The sequence below is a fragment of the Mesorhizobium australicum genome (assembly GCF_900177325.1).
GTDB classification, from domain to species: Bacteria; Pseudomonadota; Alphaproteobacteria; order Rhizobiales; family Rhizobiaceae; genus Mesorhizobium_A; species Mesorhizobium_A australicum_A.
In genome coordinates, this window is record NZ_FXBL01000004.1 from 294801 (window position 1) to 314316 (window position 19516).

Below are 19516 nucleotides of genomic sequence, written 5' to 3' on the forward strand. Positions count from 1 at the left end.
AGCCTTTCATACGGAGCAGACCATGGCCAACGACTATGTGATTGCCGACATCAAGCTTGCGGACTGGGGCCGCAAGGAGATCGAGATCGCCGAGACTGAGATGCCCGGCCTCATGGCTGCGCGCGAGGAGTTCGGCCCGTCCAAGCCGCTCAAGGGCGCGCGCATCTCCGGCTCGCTGCACATGACGATCCAGACCGCCGTGCTGATCGAGACCCTTCAGGCGCTGGGCGCGGATGTCCGCTGGGCCTCGTGCAACATCTTCTCGACCCAGGACCACGCGGCCGCGGCGATCGCAGCTGCCGGCACCCCGGTCTTCGCCATCAAGGGCGAGAACCTGACCGAGTATTGGGAATACACCGACAAGATCTTCCAGTGGGCCGATGGCGGCACCACCAACATGATCCTGGACGATGGTGGCGACGCCACCATGTACATCCTGATCGGCGCCCGCGCGGAAGCCGGCGAGGACGTGCTGTCGAAGCCGGGCAACGAGGAAGAGGAAATCCTCTTCGCGCAGATCAAGAAGCGCATGGCCGCCACGCCCGGTTTCTTCACCAAGAACCGCGACGCGATCCGCGGTGTCACCGAAGAGACCACCACCGGCGTCAACCGCCTCTACCAGCTGCAGAAGAAGGGCCTGCTGCCCTTCCCGGCGATCAACGTCAACGACTCGGTCACCAAGTCGAAGTTCGACAACAAATACGGCTGCAAGGAATCGTTGGTGGACGGCATCCGCCGCGGCACCGACGTGATGATGGCCGGCAAGGTCGCGGTCGTCTGCGGCTACGGTGACGTCGGCAAGGGTTCGGCCGCCTCGCTGAAGGGTGCCGGCGCTCGCGTCAAGGTCACCGAGGTCGACCCGATCTGCGCGCTGCAGGCTGCAATGGACGGGTTCGAGGTCGTGACGCTTGAGGACGCGGCCCCGACGGCCGACATCATCATTACGACGACCGGCAACAAGGACGTCATCACCATCGAGCACATGCGCCAGTTCAAGGACATGGCGATCGTCGGAAACATCGGCCACTTCGACAACGAGATTCAGGTCGCCGCGCTGCGCAACCTGAAATGGACCAACGTCAAGCCGCAGGTCGACATGATCGAGTTCCCGGGCGGCAAGCGCATCATCCTGCTGTCGGAAGGCCGGCTGCTCAATCTCGGCAATGCGACCGGTCATCCGAGCTTCGTCATGTCGGCATCGTTCACCAACCAGGTGCTGGCCCAGATCGAGCTCTGGACCAAGCCCGGCGTCTACAAGAACGAGGTCTATGTGCTGCCGAAGCATCTGGACGAAAAGGTCGCCCGCCTGCACCTCGAGAAGCTTGGCGCGAAGCTCACGGAGCTTTCGGGAGAACAGGCCGCCTATATCGGCGTGCCGCAGAACGGTCCGTTCAAGGCCGAACACTACCGCTATTGATCTGACGTTCTGCAAATACAGCATCTAGATGCCGGCTGCGCACACGCGCGGCCGGCATCATTTTTTGCCGCGACACTGCTTCCCGCAGATTCCCCTTGAGGCTATGTTGAGCTGATTCGCGGCGTTTTCCGCCCGCAAGATTGCCTTCCGGCGATTTGTTTCTGGTTCTCCGGCAAAGATCGTTCTCGTGTCCAGTGCGCGGGAACGAAAGGGGATTCCGGTGTTGCGGCCACCGGGGGCGGAGCGACGGCGCGGCAGACGGCATGAAAAGGCCGGAGAGGACGAGGCATGCCCGGGGACATCCGGACGGACGCGGCGCGCGGGGGCAGCCGTGACACGACCGATTCAATCGGTAGCGCCGTACGGCGCGACAGGAAGGCCATTTTTGGCCTGCGCAATCCTTTGAAAGCAGGCGTGAGCCTCGCCGCCGTCTCGCTTCTTGCCGGCGTGGCGCCCGTCGCGGCGCTCGACCTGACGACGATGCAGGCGGAAATGAGTGTCGCCACGTCCGACGTCATCCAGGTCGCGGTCTTCGCCGGCATAATGGGAGCGGCGCTTCTTTCGGCGATCTGGCTCATCCGCGAGCGCGGCCGCATCGCGGCGGACAATCTCGAGCTGCGAGGGCGGCTCGCGGAACAGAATACCGCGCTTCAGCGGGCGGAATCGCTGCTGAACCTGAACGACCAGCGGCTGGTCGTGTGGATGAAGGACAGGGCGAAGCCCGACGTGGTGGGCTCGCTCGGGCTCGCGGCGGGCGTGCCGGAAGAGCGTGCAACCTTCCTCGCCTTCGGCCGCTGGCTGATGGCGCGTTCCGCCTCGCAGCTCGAACGCGCGATCGCCGAGCTTCGGGAGAAGGGCCGGACCTTCGAACTGGTTGTCGAGACGCAGCGCGGTTCGCTGCTCGAGGCGCATGGGCGCAATTCGGCGTCCAACGCCATTGTCCGCTTCGTGTCGCTCTCCGATGCGCAGACCGAACATGCCAGGCTCCGCGCCGAGCATATCTCTCTGCAATCCGAATACGAGACCATCCGGGGGCTGATCGATGCCCTGCCGATGCCGTTCTGGCTGCGCGAGATCGAGGGTCGCCTGCGCTGGGTGAATCCGGCCTATGCCGCCGCGGTCGAGACCGGTGAGACGGCGGATGTCGTCCGCGATGGCAAAGAGCTTTTGCCGACATCGGTGCGCGACGCCATCGCCGCGCGCCACCGCGACGGCAAGCTGTTCGAGCAGACCGTCTCTACCGTGATCCATGGCGACCGCAGGCTGTTCTCCGTCGTCGACTACGCCGGCCGCGAAGGCATCGCCGGCATCGCGACGGACCGGACCGAGATCGAGACCGTTCGCGAGGAACTCCGCAAGGTCCAGCGCAGCCACTCCGAGACGCTCGACCAACTCACCACCGCGGTCGCGATCTTCGATGCGCACGAGAAGCTGCGCTTCTACAATCAGGCTTTCCAGAAACTGTGGGATCTCGACGTCGCCTTCCTCGACAGCGCGCCGGCCAATGCGCTGCTGCTCGACCGGCTGCGCACCGACGGCCGCATCCCCGAGCAGCCCGAATGGCGGCGCTGGAAGGAAGGCGTGCTGTCCGCCTACCGCGCCGTGCAGTCGCAGGAAGACTGGTGGCACCTGCCCGACGGCCGCACCATCCGCGTCGTCGCCAATCCGCATCCGGCTGGCGGCGTCACCTGGGTGTTCGAGAACCTGACGGAGCGGATGGATCTCGAAAGCCGTTACAACGCCGCCGTGCGCGTGCAGGGCGAGACGCTGGACAATCTGGCGGAAGGCGTCGCCGTGTTCGGGCCCGACGGCCGGCTGCGCCTGTCCAACCCGTCCTTCGCCAAGCTCTGGGGCCTGCCGGAAGAACTCGCCCGCCCCGACACGCATATCAAGGCGATCCGCGCGGCCTGCGAGCTCACGGCCAAGGACAGCCCCTGGGCCGGCTTCGCCGCCGATGTGACCGGCTTCGCCGACGAACGCCGCGACCGCCGTGGCCAGGTCGAGATGAACGACGGCGCGGTGCTGCGCTACGCCCTGATCAACCTGCCAAACGGCCAGGTGATGATCACCTTTGTGGATGTTACCGACACGGTAAACGTCGAGCGCGCGCTGAAGGACAAGAACGAAGCGCTGCAGATGGCTGACCAGCTGAAGAACGACTTCGTCCAGCACGTCTCCTACGAGCTGCGCTCGCCGCTCACCAACATCATCGGCTTCACCGAATTGCTGTCGCTCCCCGACACCGGCCCACTGCTGCAGCGACAGCGGGAATATCTCGACCATATCGGCTCATCGTCGTCGGTGCTGCTCACCATCGTCAACGACATCCTCGACCTTGCGACCGTGGATGCCGGCATCATGGAGCTCGACATCGGCGAGGTGGACGTCGACCGCATCGTCAAGCAGTCGGCCGAGCTGATCGCCGAGCGGCTGCGCGAACACGGCATCGAGCTCGACGTCGACCTGTCGGCCGCGCCGCAGCGCTTCCGCGCCGACGAGCACCGCGTGCGCCAGGTTCTGTTCAACCTGCTCTCCAACGCCGTCAACTATGCGCCGGACGGCAGCCGCATCACGCTCGCCTGCCGCGGCAAGGGCGGCCTGATCGAATTTTCGGTCACGGACGAAGGACCGGGCATCCCGGCCGAGGTGCTCGACACGGTCTACCGCCGCTTCGAATCCCGCGCCAATGGCGGCCGCCGCCGCGGCGCCGGGCTCGGGCTCTCGATCGTCAAGAGCTTCGTCGAGCTGCACGGCGGCCAGGTCGAGATCTCGACTGGAAAGGGCCGCGGCACCACCGTGACCTGCCGTTTCCCCAGCGAACCGGACGCGATGCGCCCCGCGGCGGAATGACATGCCACCTGAAACGCTGACGATCGAGCTCGCAGACGACGCCGCAACGACGCGCCTCGGCGCGGACATTGCCGCCGTGGCGCGCATCGGCGATGTCTTCGCCCTGTCCGGCGATCTCGGCGCGGGCAAGACGACGCTCGCGCGCGGCTTCGTGCGGGCGCTGGCCGGCGATCCGGCGATGGATGTGCCGAGCCCGACCTTCACCCTCGTCCAGTCCTATGCAGGGCGCCTCCCGGTCCATCATTTCGACCTCTACCGCCTCGCATCCGGATCGGACCTCGACGAACTCGGCTTCGACGAGGCGGTGAGTGACGGTGTTGCTCTCGTCGAATGGCCCGAGCGCGCCGACGGCCTGCTGCCGGCCAGCCGCATCCGCATCGTCCTCACCCATCTCGGCAGCGGCCGCCTCGCCACCATCGAAGCCCCGGACGAGGCGCTCCGCCGCCTGCGCCGCACGCTCGCGATCCGCCAGTTCCTCGCCGGGGCCGGCGCGCCGGAGGCGACACGCACCTTCCTGCTCGGCGATGCCTCGACGCGCACCTACGAGACGGTGACCGAGCCGGGGGCGCCCAAGCGCATCCTGATGAACGCGGCGCGCCAGCCTGACGGCCCGCCGATCCGCGACGGCAAGCCCTACAGCCAGATCGCCCATCTCGCCGAATCGGTGACGCCCTTCGTTGCGATCGCCAAGGCCCTCGCCGTGCGCGGCTTCTGCGCGCCCAAGATCTTCGCGCAGGACCTCGACCAGGGACTGTTGCTGATCGAGCATCTCGGCGACGCCGGCTTCCTCGACGCCTCCGGCGCCCCGGTGCGCGAGCGCTATCTCGCCGCCGCCACCCTGCTCGCTGACATGCACCGCCAGAGCTGGCCGCTGGAGATGGAGGCTGCGCCCGGCGTGATCCATCGCCTGCCCGCCTATGATCGCGAGGCGATGATGATCGAGGTGGAGCTCCTCACCGATTGGTATGTGCCGGCGCAGACCGGCCGTGCCGTCGAGGATGCCGAGCGGGCTGACTACCGCGCCGCCTGGGACGCCGCGATCGCGCGCCTCGCCTCGGCCGAAAAGAGCATCGTGCTGCGCGACTATCATTCGCCCAACCTCATCTGGCGCGAGGATCGGGAAGGCAACGACCGGCTCGGCGTCATCGACTTCCAGGACGCGCTCTGGGGTCCGGCCGCCTACGATGTCGCCTCGCTGGCGCTCGATGCGCGCGTCACCATCCCGCTCGAGCTGGAGCGGGCGACGGTAGACGCCTACAAGACGACGCGGCATGCGCATGGCAGCTTCGACGAGGCTGCCTTCGACCAGGCCTATGCCATCATGGCCGCGCAGCGGAACTCGAAGATCCTCGGCATCTTCGTCAGGCTCAACAAGCGCGACGGCAAGCCGCAATATCTCAAGCACCTGCCGCGCATCCGCGACTATGTCGCGCGCGTCCTGCCGCATCCCGCTCTTGCCGAGGTGCGCGAATTCTACCTGTCGCGCGGGCTGGCCGGATGAGTTCCGTCCCGTCCAAGGCAATGGTCCTCGCCGCCGGGCTCGGCAAGCGCATGCGGCCGATCACCGACACGATACCGAAGCCGCTGGTAAAGATAGCCGGCAAACCAATGATCGATTGGGGCCTGGACGCCCTCGCAGATGCAGGCGTCGAAACGGCGGTCGTCAACGTGCACTACCTCCCCGACCAGATCGTCGCCCACCTCGCCTCGAGAACGAAACCGGCCATCGATATCTCCGACGAGCGCGACGCGCTGCTGGAATCCGGCGGCGGCATCGTCCGGGCGCTGCCGAGGCTCGGCCCCGCCCCCTTCTTCGTCCTCAACGCCGACACGTTCTGGATCGACAGCGTGGACAACAATCTCGTCCGCCTCGGGCTTGCCTGGAACGACGCGGAGATGGATATTCTCCTCATGCTGGCAAGGCTCGATCAGGCGACGGGGCATTCGGGAGGAACGGACTTCCTGCTGGCCTCCGACGGACGTCTTTCGCGCGCGAAGGGCGATCCGCGCGGATTGATCTACGCCGGCGCCGCGATCGTCCATCCGCGCATCTTCGACCACGCTCCGGCAGGCGCGCATTCGCTCAACGCCGAATTCGACGCGGCCCTCGCCACCGGCCGCCTGCACGGCATGGTCATGGACGGCGACTGGATCACCGTCGGCACGCCCGACGCCATCGCGCCCGCCGAGGCGGCAGTCGCACGGGCTGTCGCGAAGCCGCGATGAGCGAGCCCCAGCCGCGGGTGTTCTCGATCCCGCCGGGCGCGCCTTTCCTGCCGTCGCTCGCCGACGCGCTGCTGTCCGGCGCGCTGGTCCCAGGCTTTCGCCCGGGCGACGATCCTCTCGCGCTCGCCGGCGCCACCGTCTTCGTGCCGACCCGCCGCGCGGCGCGTGCGCTGCGGACGATCTTCGCCGAGCGACTCGGCGGCAAGGCGGCGATCCTGCCGGTCATCCGGCCGCTCGGGGATGTCGACGAGGATCTCGCCTGGTTCGACACCACCTTGCCGCCGCCGCCGGCGCTCGATCCGCCCATCGACGCCTTGGAACGCCTGCTCCTGCTCGCCCCGCTGGTCCGCGCGTGGAAGCGTCGCCTGCCCGCGCATGTGGCGAGCCTCTTCGCCGAAGAGATCGTGGTGCCGACCTCCTCGGCTGAGGCGGTCTGGCTGGCGCGCGACCTGGCGGACCTGATCGACGAGATCGAGACGGCCGAGGCCGACTGGACGCGGCTCTCCGGCATCGTGCGCGACGAGCTCGCCGCCTGGTGGCAGGTGACGCTCGACTTCCTGCAGATCGTCACCTCGCTCTGGCCTGCTGCCCTGGAGGAGCGCCGACGCTCCAATCCCGCCGGACATCGCAGCCGGCTGATCGACGCCGAATCCGAGCGCCTGCTCCGCAATCCGCCGGCCGGCCCCGTCATCGCCGCCGGTTCCACCGGCTCGATCCCCGCGACCGCTCGCCTGTTGCGCGTTATCTCGCGTCTGCCGAATGGCGCCGTCGTGCTGCCCGGGCTCGATCTGTCGCTCGATGAGGCTGCCTGGACGATGCTGTCGCAAGCCGGCGTCGCGCCTTCGGTGTTCGGCCATCCGCAGTTCGGCCTCAACCGCCTGATCGGCGAACTTGGCGTGCAGCGCGCCGACATCGCCGAGATCGGTACACCGGCGCCGGAGCTTGCCGCGCGCGCGGCGATCGTCTCGGATGCGCTGCGGCCCGCCGAAGCGACCGAGACATGGCCGCAGAGCCGCGGCGCCGTCCTTTCCGCGATCGAGGCGGGTGCGCTCGACGGCGTCACCCTGGTCGAAGCGGCCAATGAGCGCGACGAGGCGCTGGCGGTCGCGCTCGCGCTGCGCAAGGCGGCGGCGGTTCCGGGCCGCCGTGCCGCGCTCGTCACGGCCGACCGCGCGCTGGCGCGCCGGGTGAGCGCCGAGCTGCTGCGTTTCGGCATCGTGGCGGACGACTCCGCCGGCACGCCGCTCGCCGACACGCCGCCGGCGATGCTGCTGCGGCTGCTGGTCGAATGCGTCATGCGGCCGGGCGATCCGGTGGCGATCCTGTCCTTCCTCAAGCAGCCGCTGCTGCGCGCCGGGCTGGAGCGCGGCCGCGTGCGCCGCGCCGCCGAGGCGATCGAGCTGGTCGCGCTGCGCGGCGGCGTCGGCCGCCCCGACCTCTGCGCACTTGCGGATGATTTCGGTGCAAGACTGCTGGCCGACAACAACAGCGACGACGAGGCGGCGGAGAAGAGCAAGCGCAAACCGTTCTGGACGCGTCGCCTGCGCGCCGCAGAGCTGGAAGATGCCCTGCATGTCGCGCATGTGCTCCACGAGGCGGTCGCGGAGCTCGGACGGCTGCGCGGCCAGCGCGCCGACATCACGGTGCTGGCCCGCGCCACCGTCGTCGCCTTCGAAAATGCCGGCCGTTCCGAGAGCGGCGGCGTCGAGGAACTCTATCGCGGCGAGGCGGGCGAGAAGTTGGCCGGCCTGCTGCGCGGCCTGGTGGCGGCCGAGCCGGGCTTCGAGATCGAGGCGTCGGAGTGGCCGGATGTGCTGGCCGCGCTGATCGCTGGCGACATGGTCAAGCCGCGCCACGGCGCCGACCATGCGGTCTCGATCTGGGGTGCGCTGGAGGCGCGGCTCCAGGATGTCGATCTCCTGGTCTGCGGCGGGCTGAACGAAGGCTCGTGGCCGGGCCGGGCCGATCCCGGCGGTTTCATGTCGCGTGTCATGAAAGGCGGGCTGGACCTCGATCCGCCCGAGCGGCGTATCGGCCAGGCCGCGCATGATTTCCAGATGGCGATGGGTGCGCGCGAGGTCATGCTGACGCGCTCCGCGCGCGCCGGTGACGCGCCGTCCGTGCCGTCGCGCTGGCTGCAACGCCTCATCGCGCTGATCGGAGATGAGCCGGCTAAAGAACTTAGGACCAAAGGCGCATTTCTCCTCGCCGAAGCGCGCTTTCATGCGCTCGATGCGCCACCTTCGGTCGACTTCGCCCGCCGCCCCAACCCGGCCCCGCCCCTGGCCGCGCGGCCGCGCCACTTCTCGGTGACGCAGATCGAGACCCTGCGCCGCGACCCCTACGCGATCTACGCGCGCAAGGTCCTGCGGCTCGACCCGCTCGACCCGCTGCTCCGGGACCCCGGCGCGGCGGAGCGCGGCACGCTGTTCCACGACATCCTGCACCGGTTCACGCTTTCGGGCGTCGATGCCGGTTCGCAGGACGCGGTCAGCCTTCTCCTCGCCATCGCCCGTCAGCGTTTCGACGAGGAGCAGCTTCCGCCGGACATCGACGCGGTATGGTGGCCACGCTTTGCGCTGATGGCGCCGCAACTGGTCGAATGGGAGCGGATCAAGCGCGCCGACACCACGACCCGCCATGCCGAGGCCTATGCCGGCTCGATTCCGGTGGGAACCACGGACGTCACCCTGTCCGGCCAGGCCGACCGGATCGACGTAATGCGTGGCGGCCTCGCAGACATCCTCGACTACAAGACCGGCTCTTCGCCCTCGAAGGTCCAGGCGCATCGGCTCGTCTCGCCACAATTGCCGCTGGAGGGTGCGCTGATGATGCGCGGCGCCTTCGAGGCGCTGGGTGTGCTGACGCCCGGCGAGCTTGCCTATGTGCGGCTCAGGGCAAGCGGCGCGGTGGAGGAGGAGTCGATCCTCAGCATCAAGGGCTCGGACAAATCCGCCGCCGGCCTCTCCGAAGAGGCGTGGCAGCGGCTCGACCGGCTCTTGCAGCATTACAACGATCCGCGCACCGGTTATCTCTCCCGCGCGCTGCCCTTCCGCGAAGGCGACACGGACGGCGACTACGACCATCTCGCGCGCGTACTCGAATGGTCGGCCGGCGGCGACGACGGCGCGGAGGGCGGCGAATGAGCGGCCGCCTGATCATCCCGGTCGACACGCTGGCCGAACAGGCCCGCGCCTCCGATCCGTCCAGCTCCGCCTGGGTGTCGGCCAATGCCGGCTCGGGCAAGACCCATGTGCTGGCGCAGCGCGTCATCCGGCTCCTGCTCGACGATGTCGAGCCGTCGAAGATCCTCTGCCTGACCTACACCAAGGCGGCGGCGGCCAACATGTCGAACCGCGTCTTCCGCGATCTTGGGCGCTGGACGACGCTCGACGAGGCGACCCTGCGCGACGAGATCGCCCGGATAGACGGACAGCCGCCACCTGGCCCACGCCTGCGGCGGGCCAGGCAGCTCTTTGCGCGTGCGCTGGAGACGCCGGGCGGCCTCAAGATCCAGACCATCCACGCCTTCTGCGAAGCGGTCCTGCACCAGTTCCCGCTCGAGGCGAACATCGCTGGCCATTTCGAGATGCTGGACGGCCAGATGGAGCAGGCGCTCGTCGCCGAAGCCCGCCGGGACATGCTGACAGGCATCGCCGCGCGTCAGGACGAGGCGCTGGCCGGCGCCTTCGAACGCGTGCTGGCGATCGCCGGCGAGGCAGGCCTGGACAGGCTGCTGGGCGAGATCGTCGCGAAGCGGGAAAGCCTGCGCGCCTTCCTCGACCAGGTCGGCGGCGACATGGGAGTCCTGTTCGAGGAATTCGGCTTCGACCCGTCCGACACCGCATCAGACCTCGCGGCCGCTATCTGGCCTTTGCCCGGCTTCCCGCCGGACTACTTTGCCGCCTTCGCCAACGCCTCCCTGAAGCACGACGCCAAATCGGTCGTGAACAATATTCTCCCGTATGCGAAGCTGGCTTTCGAGACGCGGGATCCGCTGATCCGCTTCGAGCACCTTCGCAAGGGGTTCCTCAAGGCCGATGGCGACCCGTACGGCCCCGCGACCTTCAAGAAGGCCCTGCTGGCCGACCTGCCGGATTTACTGGAAAGATATGGCGCGGCGTCGTCGGCACTTGTCGTGGTGGCCGATCGCGTCGCGCTGCACGGCATGATCGAGGCAACCGCCGCCGCGCTCACCGTCGCCGACGTTCTGATCGGCCGCTACGAGCGATTGAAGGCAGCGCGCGGCTTTCTCGACTTCAACGATCTGATCTCGCGCACGGCGCGGCTGCTCGCCCGCGCCGATGTCGGGCCGTGGGTCCAGTACAAGCTCGACCGCGGCATCGACCATGTGCTGGTCGACGAGGCGCAGGACACCAGCCCCGACCAGTGGCAGGTCGTGCGCCGGCTGGCAGAGGAATTCTTCGCCGGCCTCGGCGCGCGCGACAACGTCGCCCGCACCGTTTTCGCGGTCGGCGACGAGAAGCAGTCGATCTATTCCTTCCAGGGCGCCGATCCCGAATCCTTCTCACTGAGCGGTGCTGCCTTCGCGGAGCGTGTGCGCGGGTCTGGCGGCCGCTTCGAGCGTGTTCGGCTGCAACGCTCGTTCCGCTCGACCACCGACGTTCTCGGCGCGGTCGACCTGGTGTTCGCAGCCGACACGGCGCGCAAGGGACTGACCCAGGACGACGAGCCGATCGAGCATCCGACCATCCGCGAATTGCAGCCCGGCCATGTCGAGGTCTGGCCGCTGGTCGAACCGCAGCAGGTGGAAGAGCCGGACGACTGGACGCAGGCGATCGACCACGCCTCCGCGCCGGCCGTCCAGCTCGCGGAACACATTGCCATGACGATCCGCGACTGGATCAGGAACGGCGAGTGCCTCGAAGGCAAGCAGGTGGACGGCGCTCCGCGCCGGATGACCGCCGGCGACGTGCTGGTGCTCGTGCGCAAGCGCGACCGCTTCGTCCACGCTTTGTCGCGCGCGCTGAAGAACCGCGAGGTCAACGTCGCCGGCGCCGACCGGCTCAGCCTGTCCGGCCATGTCGCGGTGAAGGACCTGATCGCGCTCGGCCGCGTGGCGCTGCAGCCGCATGACGACCTGTCGCTGGCCGCCCTGCTGCGCAGCCCGGTCTTCGGCCTCAGCGAGGAACAGCTCTTCGAACTCGCCTGGAACCGCCACGACGCTCCGCTCGGCCGCGTGCTGCGCCAGCGGGCGCAGTCGGATCTCCTGCTCGCGCCCGTGGTGGAGAGCCTGGAGCGCTGGGGCAACGAGGCGGCCTTCAAGCCGGTGTTCGAGTTCTACGCCACCCTGCTCGCGCGCGACGGCATCCGCTCGAAAATGGTGGCGCGGCTCGGGCCCTCGGCCGGCGAAATCCTCGACGAGTTCCTGAGCTTCGCGCTGGCGGTCGAGCGCACCGGCCTGCCGGGGCTGGAATCCTTCCTCGCCTCCCTGGAGTCCGCCGGTCCCGACATCAAGCGCGAGATGGACCAGACGCGCGATGAGGTCCGTATCATGACAGTCCACGCCGCCAAGGGCCTCGAGGCGCCGGTGGTGTTCCTGGTCGACGGGGCGGGGCGGCCGTCGCTCGACGCGCACCTGCCGCGCCTGATCCCGATCGAGGCGAAGAACGGCGGCTGGCGCGGCAACGGCTATCTGTGGCGCGGCGGGTCCGACCTGGCAAACTCGGTCTCGACGGCGCAGAACCGCCTCCTCTCCGGCAAGGCGGAGGACGAATACCGCCGCCTGCTCTATGTCGGCATGACCCGTGCCGAGGACCGGCTGATCGTCTGCGGCTATCGCGGCAGGCAGAACCCGGTGCCCGGCATCTGGCACGACCTGGTGACGACGGCGCTCTCCGCTTCGCCGCACAGCCGCACCGTGCCGCATCCGGTGACAGGGGCCGATATCCTGCGCTTCCGCCGCAGCCCCGAAGCGCCTGCGCAGGCCGCACCCTCCATGTCAGTGCCTGCCGTGGCGGCCGGTCCCGTTTTCGCGCCGCTCGCGCCCCTGCCCGGGCACGATGCGCCCGCGCGCAGCCTGTCTCCGTCGGCCGCGGCCGCACTTCTCGACCCGCCGGACGAGAGCGTCGCGCCTGCGCGCTCGCCGGTGCTGGATCCGCAAGCGGAACCCTCCTTCGCCATCGCGCGGGGCCTCGCGATCCACCGGCTGCTGCAGATGCTGCCCGCGATGCCTGAAGGCGAACGCGAATCCGCCGCGCGACGCTATCTCGACAATGCCGAAGGCCGCTGGACGCCGGCCGATCGCGATCAGGCCTGGATGTCGGTGCAAAAGGTGCTTTCCGACCCTCTGTTTGCCCCTGTCTTCACCGCCGGCTCACGCGCGGAGGTGGCCGTGACGGGAACGCTCGCGCTCGCCGGCCGAGAGGTCGTCGTGTCCGGCACGATCGACCGCCTGTCGGTCTCGGCCGGCCGCGTGCTGATCGTCGACTACAAGACCAACCGCCCGCCGCCGGAGGACCTCTCGAAGGTTCCGGAGGCCTATGTCGTCCAGCTTTCGCTCTACCGGGCCCTTCTCGCACAAATCTATCCCGACCGGGAGGTCACCGCCGCTCTGCTGTTCACGGAAGCGCCGCGGCTGATCGAACTGCCTGCGTCGCTGATGGACGCCGCGCTTGAACGACTCACGCGAGCGTGAGACAGTCCGGCTTGATTGCGCGGTCGCGCACCACCACATATCAGTTCAACATCTGGCGGCAGGCCCGCCAATTCAGCATAGATTTAGGCAAGGAGAGCCATCATGGCCACCGTCAAGGTCGACAAGAACAACTTCCAGTCGGACGTGCTGCAGTCCGCCGAGCCCGTCGTCGTGGACTTCTGGGCCGAGTGGTGCGGCCCCTGCAAGATGATCGCCCCGTCCCTGGACGAGATCTCGACCGAGATGGCCGGCAAGGTGAAGATCGCCAAGCTCAACATCGACGAGAACCCGGAGCTCGCCGCCCAGTTCGGCGTCCGCTCCATCCCGACGCTGATGGTGTTCAAGGGCGGCGAAGTGGCCGACATCAAGGTCGGCGCCGCGCCGAAGACCGCGCTGTCTGCCTGGATCGGCGGCAACGTCTGATCCGGCGTCAGCTCAATTGATCATGAAAGCCCGGCCTTGCGCCGGGCTTTTTCATTTCGGTGGCGTTCCGTTGAGGCGCAGCACTTCGCCGGCAAGGTAGAGCGAGCCGCAGATCAGGATGCGCGGTGGCGTGTCCGCCTCATCCCAGTTGTCCCGCAGCAGAAGCAGCGCATTCTCGATCGACGCCACAGGTTCCGCTGACAGGCCGGCCTCCGCCGCATGCGCCGCCAGCACCGTGTTCGGCACGCTGGCTTCGCTCATGTTCACCGGCACGGTGAAGACGTGCCGCGCCATGCCCTCGAACGCCCTGAAGAAGTTCGTCTGATCCTTGGTGTTGATCATGCCGCAGATCAGGAACAGCGGGCGCGGAAAGCGCTCCTCCTGCTCGACGATCGCTTCGGCGATCACCACGCTCGCACCCGGATTGTGTCCGCCATCGAGCCACAGCTCCGCGCCGCGCGGCGCGAAATCGGTCAGCCGTCCGCTGCTCAGCTTCTGCAGCCTGCCCGGCCACTCGACCGTCTGCATTGCCTTTTCGACATCGGCGACGCCGAGGCTGAAGCCCGCCGCCTTCACGGTGGCGATCGCGGCGGCGGCATTGGCGAACTGGTGCCGTCCGGGAAGGCGCGGCGGCGGCAGGTCGAGCAGCCCGTCCTCGTCCTGGTAGATCAAGCGGCCGTTCTCTTCGAAGGCGATGAAGTCCTGGCCATGAACATAGGCCGGCGCGCCGAGCCGCTCGGCCGTGCCGACGATGACGTCCCGCGCCCCGTCGCTGTCCTGCGCGCCCACCACGACGGGCCGCCCCCGCTTGATGATGCCCGCCTTTTCGGCGGCGATCAGCTCCACCCGGTCGCCGAGATAGGCCTCGTGGTCGAGCGAGACGGGCATGATCGCGCAGGCGGCCGGGTTCTCGATCACATTGGTCGCGTCGAACCGGCCGCCGAGCCCGACCTCGACGATTGCCACATCCGCCGGATGCTCGGAAAACAGCAGGAAGCCGACGGCGGTCAGGATCTCGAACACGGTGATGGTCTGGCCGTCATTCGCCGTGCCGACGCGCCTGATCGCATCGGCGAACACCTCGTCCTCGACGAACCTGCCGCCGCCCGGCGCGCCGATCCGGTAGCGCTCGTGCCAGTTGACGAGGTGGGGCGAGGTATGGACGTGAACCGTACGGCCGCTCGCCTCCAGCAGCGCGCGCGAGAAGGCCGCCGCGGAGCCCTTGCCGTTGGTGCCGGCGATGTGGATCACCGGCGGCAGCCGGTCCTGCGGATTGCCGAGCTTTTCCAGCAGGCGGCGTATGCGGCCGAGCGACAGGTCGAAGCCCTTGGGATGCAGGGTCATCAACCGATCGATCTCGCGTTCGGCGGCGCTCTTGGTCATCGGAAACATGCCATCCGGTCGCAGGACGTTCATGGTCGGGATACTCCACGCCCTGCGGCAAAGAAGATGAAAGCGTCGAGACGGACTCTATGCCCCGGCCTGGGCCGGAGCCGACGCAGCGCGCGCCATCGGCGCGTCAACCTGCGCCACCGGCGCATGCATCAGGATCTTGAGCAGCCGCGCGACGGTCTCCTTCATCTCCAGGCGCGACACCACCATGTCGACCATGCCGTGCTCCATCAGATATTCCGCCCGCTGGAAGCCGTCCGGCAGCTTCTCGCGGATAGTCTGCTCGATCACGCGCGGGCCGGCAAAGCCGATCAACGCGCCGGGTTCCGCGATATGGATGTCGCCGAGCATGGCGTAGGAGGCGGTGACGCCGCCGGTGGTCGGATTGGTCAGCACCACGATGTAGGGCAGGCCCGCCTCGCGCAGCCGCTCGACCGCAACCGTGGTGCGGGGCAGCTGCATCAGCGACAGGATGCCTTCCTGCATGCGTGCCCCGCCGGAAGCCGCGAACAGCACCATCGGCCGCTTCTCTGCCAGCGCGATCTCGAATGCCTTGATGATGGCGTCGCCGGCCGCCATGCCGAGCGAGCCGCCCATGAAGGCGAAATCCTGCACGCAGGCGACGATCGGCAGGCCTTCGATCGTGCCGCGCACCGAAAGGATGGCGTCCTCAAGACTCGTCTTGGCCTTGGCGTCCTTCAGTCGGTCGATATAGCGCTTCTCGTCGCGAAACTTCAGCGGATCGACCACCACCTTCGGGTTCTCGATGGCCGCGTATTCGCCATTGTCCATGAAGAACTTGAGCCGTTCCTTGGCCGAGATCTTCATGTGGTGGCCGGACGAGGGGATGACCCACTGGTTCTCTTCGAGATCCTTGTGGAAGACCATCTCGCCGGTCTCGGGATCCTTGATCCAGAGATTTTCCGGTATCTCGCGCCGTCCGAGCATCGAATTGATCTTCGGGCGGACGTAATTGGTGATCCAGTTCATGCCGGTCTCCCTTCGGGCGAGATGAGGCTCAAGCAGGGAATGTGGGGCGACTATTCGGCGGGAGCAAGGCGGGCCGCGCGCACGCCTGCCGCGAGGCCCGACACAAGCGTCGCGACCGCGTCCGCCGGGTCGGCCGTCTTCTCCCCCTTGGGACCGAGCACATTTGCGATCGCGTTGACGATCGCCGTGCCCACCACCACACCGTCCGCCGAAGCACCGATCGTGCGCGCCTGCTCGGCCGTCTTGACGCCGAAGCCGACGCAGACCGGCAGGTCGGTATGTCCCTTGATGCGTTTCACCGCCGTGGCGACCTTGCTGGTATCGGCGAGCGCCGAGCCGGTGATGCCGGTCATCGACACGTAGTAGACGAAGCCGGACGTGTTCTCGAGCACCTTGGGCAGGCGCTTGTCGTCCGTCGTCGGCGTGGCGAGGCGGATGAAGTTGATCCCGGCCTTGAGCGCGGGAATGCACAGCTCCTCGTCCATCTCCGGCGGCAGGTCGACCACGATCAGCCCGTCGATGCCCGCGGTCTTGGCGTCGGCCAGGAACCGGTCGACGCCGTAGATGTAGATCGGGTTGTAGTAGCCCATCATCACGATCGGCGTCTCGTCGTCAGACTTGCGGAACTCCGCCGCCATGTCGAGCGTCTTGCGCAGCGTCTGGCCCGCCTTGAGCGCCCTGAGGCCGGCCGCCTGGATCGCCGGCCCGTCCGCCATCGGATCAGAGAACGGCATGCCGAGTTCGATCACGTCGGAGCCCGAGCGCGGCAGGGCCTTCATGATCGACAGCGACGTGGCATAGTCGGGGTCGCCGCCCATGATATAGGTGACGAGCGCCGGTCGGCCCTCGCCCTTCAGTCGCGCCATGCGCCGGTCGATGCGGGTGGTCATTTTTCGTTTTTTCCGTCGTCGTCCAGGACCAAGTCCAAAGGATTGGAGCGCTGATCCCAAATGTGCACAATCTCGATCGTCTCTGCTTCAATCCGGTAGATGAGACAGAAAGGAGTCCGCCGGACTGGATATTGGCGATATCTCGTCCGCGCAATAGTCTTGCCTGAAAGAGGATTGTCGCCGAGGTTGATGAGGGCTCGTTCGAAGCGCTTGTAAGCGTTTGGGCCGCCTTCCGGAAAGACGCTCAGGTAGTAGTCGGTCATCCACTCGAAGTCGGTCGTCGTCGTCGGAAGAAAGATGATCTTCATCAACGACGTGTGCGCTGGGGCAGGAAGACGTCAGGTTGAGGCGGTGGCGTTTTCTTTCCGTCGAACAGGTCTTTGATCCACGGCAGCATGGCTTCGCTGGAAATGAACACGCCCTTGTCCGCCTCGGTGGCGGCGGCATCGAGCATGTCGCGTAGACGCGTCTGTTGGTCGAGGTAGGATACAATCGCCTCTTCAGCGATCTCGGATGCTGATTTGCTCGAGAGGTGCGCTTCCTTCTCGAGCTGTTGCTTAAGCTCGGCGGTCACATGCAGTGAAAGCGGCACTTCACCCATCTTCACGCTCCTCAGTCACGTCGGCCGCAAAATAGCACACCGCCCACCCCGCGCCAAACGCGGCCTCAGATCTCCATGCCCATCATCTTGGCCACCGTGTGCACATCCTTGTCGCCGCGGCCGGACAGGTTGACGATGATTGTCTTGTCCTTGCCCATGCCGGGCGCGATCTTGATGGCGTGCGCGATGGCGTGCGCGGATTCCAGCGCGGGGATGATCCCTTCCGTCTTGGTGCAGAGCTGGAAGGCGTCCAGCGCCTCATCGTCGAGGATCGGCACATATTCGACGCGGCCGGTGTCGCGCAGCCAGGAGTGCTCGGGCCCGACGCCGGGATAGTCCAGGCCCGCGGAGATCGAGTGGCCGTCGAGGATCTGCCCGTCCTCGTTCTGCAGCAGATAGGTGCGGTTGCCGTGCAGCACGCCCGGCTTGCCGGCATTCATCGACGCGCAGTGCTCGATGCCGTCCAGCCCGCGCCCACCGGCCTCGATGCCGATGATGCGCACGTCCTTGTCGTCGAGGAAAGGATGGAACAGGCCGATCGCGTTGGAGCCGCCGCCCACCGCGGCGATGATCACGTCGGGCAGCCGGCCTTCTTGCTCCAGCATCTGCTGGCGCGCCTCGATCCCGATCACCGACTGGAACTCGCGCACCAGTTCCGGATAGGGGTGCGGGCCGGCGGCGGTGCCGATCAGGTAATAGGTGTCCTCGACATTGGTCACCCAGTCGCGCAGCGCCTCGTTCATCGCGTCCTTCAGCGTGCCGTGGCCCGAACTGACCGGGTTCACCTCGGCGCCGAGCAGCTTCATGCGGAACACGTTCGGCTTCTGTCGCTCGACATCGGTTGCACCCATGTAGACGACGCAAGGATAGCCGAACCGCGCCGCGACGGTCGCAGACGCCACGCCGTGCTGGCCGGCGCCCGTCTCGGCGATGATGCGCTTCTTGCCCATGCGCTTGGCGAGCAGGATTTGCCCGAGGCAGTTGTTGATCTTGTGCGAGCCGGTGTGGTTCAGGTCTTCGCGCTTGAAGAAGATCTTTGCGCCGCCGAGATGCTTCGTCAGGCCTTCGGCGAAATAGAGCTTCGACGGACGGCCCGCATAATAGGTCGACAGCGACTTGAGCTCGGCCTGGAACTCGGGATCGGTCTTGGCCTCGTTCCAGTGCCGCTCCAGGTCCAGGATCAGCGGCATCAGCGTTTCGGCGACGAAACGGCCGCCGAAGATACCGAACATACCCTGCTCGTCGGGACCGGTGCGGAAGGAATTGGGCTCGATCGGCTTGTTCATACCGGACTCCTGAATGCGGGGACAGATACGGACACGCCCCGGAAACCGTGGCAATGGCTATGTCGCGTCGAGGGCGAAAAGTAAACTGTCTGCTGCGTTTCGCGAGGAGTCGAGGGTGCGCCTCGCTATATCACCCCGTGCATCGATTTCCGCCCGCTCCCGCGCCGACGCCCTCTCCCGCTCGGCATTGGCAGTTTTTCTGCGGCTGATTTGTCCACGCCCCCTCCGGCCTCCCGCATGATCTGGTCGAAAGGAGACAGCGATGGGCTGGAAGGCGAGGATTGGAAGGGAGGGGGATATTCTGCAGCGCATCGCGGCGTGGCTGTTCGCCCTGGCCGATCTCGCCGAACGCGCCGCAAGCGCGCCCTATGCCACGCGCTGCCGCATGCTCTGGGCTTTGCAGCAGGCGGACGAGGTGGTGCGGGAGTTTGTCGCCGGCTCCGAGTGGAACCCGGCCGGCCGGCAGTGGTCGCCGGCGACGACGGGCGTCCGCTACGGCAATGAACCCGCGGACGCGATAAGCCTCGCTCTGGCGCTGCGTGCGCTGGCGCTCGTGGTGCAGACCATGGCCATGCAGATCCGTCACCGATCATACCGCCGGACCGCCGAAGGCTGCGATGATGGCCGCCACGACGGCCGGCTGCGAACCGATGCCGATGGAATCATCCAGACGCTCACGGCAGTGTTTGCCGAGGTCGAACTCCGTGACACATCGTAAGCGCCGTCCTCCTCTGCGGAGAAGAAGGCCGGAGGTCATCCGACGGGGGTGAGCGGCGCGAACGA

At 67.3% G+C, this 19516-nt stretch carries 14 protein-coding genes; 8 read left to right on the forward strand and 6 right to left on the reverse strand.

The genetic code is table 11. The annotated features are described in order from the left end of the window. Positions 1 to 22 precede the first annotated feature (22 nt). The 7 genes from ahcY (at position 23) to trxA (ending at position 13574) form a co-directional block, all read left to right on the forward strand. Positions 23 to 1417, forward strand: a complete 1395-nt coding sequence (gene ahcY / locus B9Z03_RS03790) for an adenosylhomocysteinase (protein WP_085462960.1) — start codon at positions 23 to 25, stop codon at positions 1415 to 1417. Positions 1418 to 1705: 288 nt separating this feature from the next. After that, positions 1706 to 4267 carry a sensor histidine kinase gene (locus B9Z03_RS03795; RefSeq protein ID WP_085462961.1) on the forward strand — a complete coding sequence of 854 codons (2562 nt, stop codon included), beginning with the start codon at positions 1706 to 1708 and terminating at the stop codon, positions 4265 to 4267. Position 4268: 1 nt separating this feature from the next. Then, positions 4269 to 5768 (forward strand): tRNA (adenosine(37)-N6)-threonylcarbamoyltransferase complex ATPase subunit type 1 TsaE, encoded by a 1500-nt coding sequence (gene tsaE, locus B9Z03_RS03800; protein ID WP_085462962.1) that lies wholly within the window; start codon positions 4269 to 4271, stop codon positions 5766 to 5768. Continuing rightward, complete coding sequence (locus tag B9Z03_RS03805) at positions 5765 to 6493, forward strand: nucleotidyltransferase family protein (protein WP_085462963.1); 729 nt, start codon at positions 5765 to 5767, stop codon at positions 6491 to 6493. Before tsaE ends, B9Z03_RS03805 begins: the two co-directional genes overlap by 4 nt. Continuing rightward, entirely contained in the window at positions 6490 to 9639 is a 3150-nt protein-coding gene (gene addB / locus B9Z03_RS03810) for a double-strand break repair protein AddB (protein ID WP_085462964.1), read from the forward strand. The genes B9Z03_RS03805 and addB overlap by 4 nt, the downstream gene beginning before the upstream one ends. Further along, positions 9636 to 13151 (forward strand): double-strand break repair helicase AddA, encoded by a 3516-nt coding sequence (gene addA, locus B9Z03_RS03815; RefSeq protein WP_085462965.1) that lies wholly within the window; start codon positions 9636 to 9638, stop codon positions 13149 to 13151. Before addB ends, addA begins: the two co-directional genes overlap by 4 nt. A gap of 102 nt (positions 13152 to 13253) precedes the next feature. Further along, positions 13254 to 13574 (forward strand): thioredoxin, encoded by a 321-nt coding sequence (trxA, locus tag B9Z03_RS03820; RefSeq protein ID WP_085462966.1) that lies wholly within the window; start codon positions 13254 to 13256, stop codon positions 13572 to 13574. A gap of 51 nt (positions 13575 to 13625) precedes the next feature. Here trxA and B9Z03_RS03825 read toward each other — a convergent pair whose 3' ends face one another. The 6 genes from B9Z03_RS03825 to trpB all read right to left on the reverse strand — a co-directional run bounded on the left by B9Z03_RS03825 (position 13626) and on the right by trpB (position 18733). Beyond that, on the reverse strand, positions 13626 to 14957 hold the full coding sequence (locus tag B9Z03_RS03825) for a bifunctional folylpolyglutamate synthase/dihydrofolate synthase (RefSeq protein ID WP_085467486.1): 1332 nt from the start codon (positions 14955 to 14957) through the stop codon (positions 13626 to 13628). An 87-nt stretch (positions 14958 to 15044) separates the two neighbouring features. Then, positions 15045 to 15956 (reverse strand): acetyl-CoA carboxylase, carboxyltransferase subunit beta, encoded by a 912-nt coding sequence (accD, locus tag B9Z03_RS03830; protein WP_085462967.1) that lies wholly within the window; start codon positions 15954 to 15956, stop codon positions 15045 to 15047. Between the two features lie 50 nt (positions 15957 to 16006). Then, positions 16007 to 16846: a tryptophan synthase subunit alpha gene (gene trpA, locus B9Z03_RS03835; protein ID WP_085462968.1), complete on the reverse strand. Its 840-nt coding sequence runs from the start codon at positions 16844 to 16846 to the stop codon at positions 16007 to 16009. Then, positions 16843 to 17154: a type II toxin-antitoxin system RelE/ParE family toxin gene (locus B9Z03_RS03840; protein ID WP_085462969.1), complete on the reverse strand. Its 312-nt coding sequence runs from the start codon at positions 17152 to 17154 to the stop codon at positions 16843 to 16845. Before B9Z03_RS03840 ends, trpA begins: the two co-directional genes overlap by 4 nt. Beyond that, positions 17154 to 17447 (reverse strand): CopG family ribbon-helix-helix protein, encoded by a 294-nt coding sequence (locus B9Z03_RS03845; RefSeq protein WP_085462970.1) that lies wholly within the window; start codon positions 17445 to 17447, stop codon positions 17154 to 17156. The genes B9Z03_RS03840 and B9Z03_RS03845 overlap by 1 nt, the downstream gene beginning before the upstream one ends. Positions 17448 to 17512: 65 nt before the next feature. Next, entirely contained in the window at positions 17513 to 18733 is a 1221-nt protein-coding gene (gene trpB / locus B9Z03_RS03850) for a tryptophan synthase subunit beta (RefSeq protein WP_085462971.1), read from the reverse strand. Between the two features lie 262 nt (positions 18734 to 18995). Between trpB and B9Z03_RS03855 the strand changes: the two genes are divergently transcribed. Continuing rightward, positions 18996 to 19451, forward strand: coding sequence for a hypothetical protein (locus tag B9Z03_RS03855; RefSeq protein ID WP_085462972.1), 456 nt, complete (start codon positions 18996 to 18998; stop codon positions 19449 to 19451). The last annotated feature ends 65 nt before the right edge of the window (positions 19452 to 19516 follow it).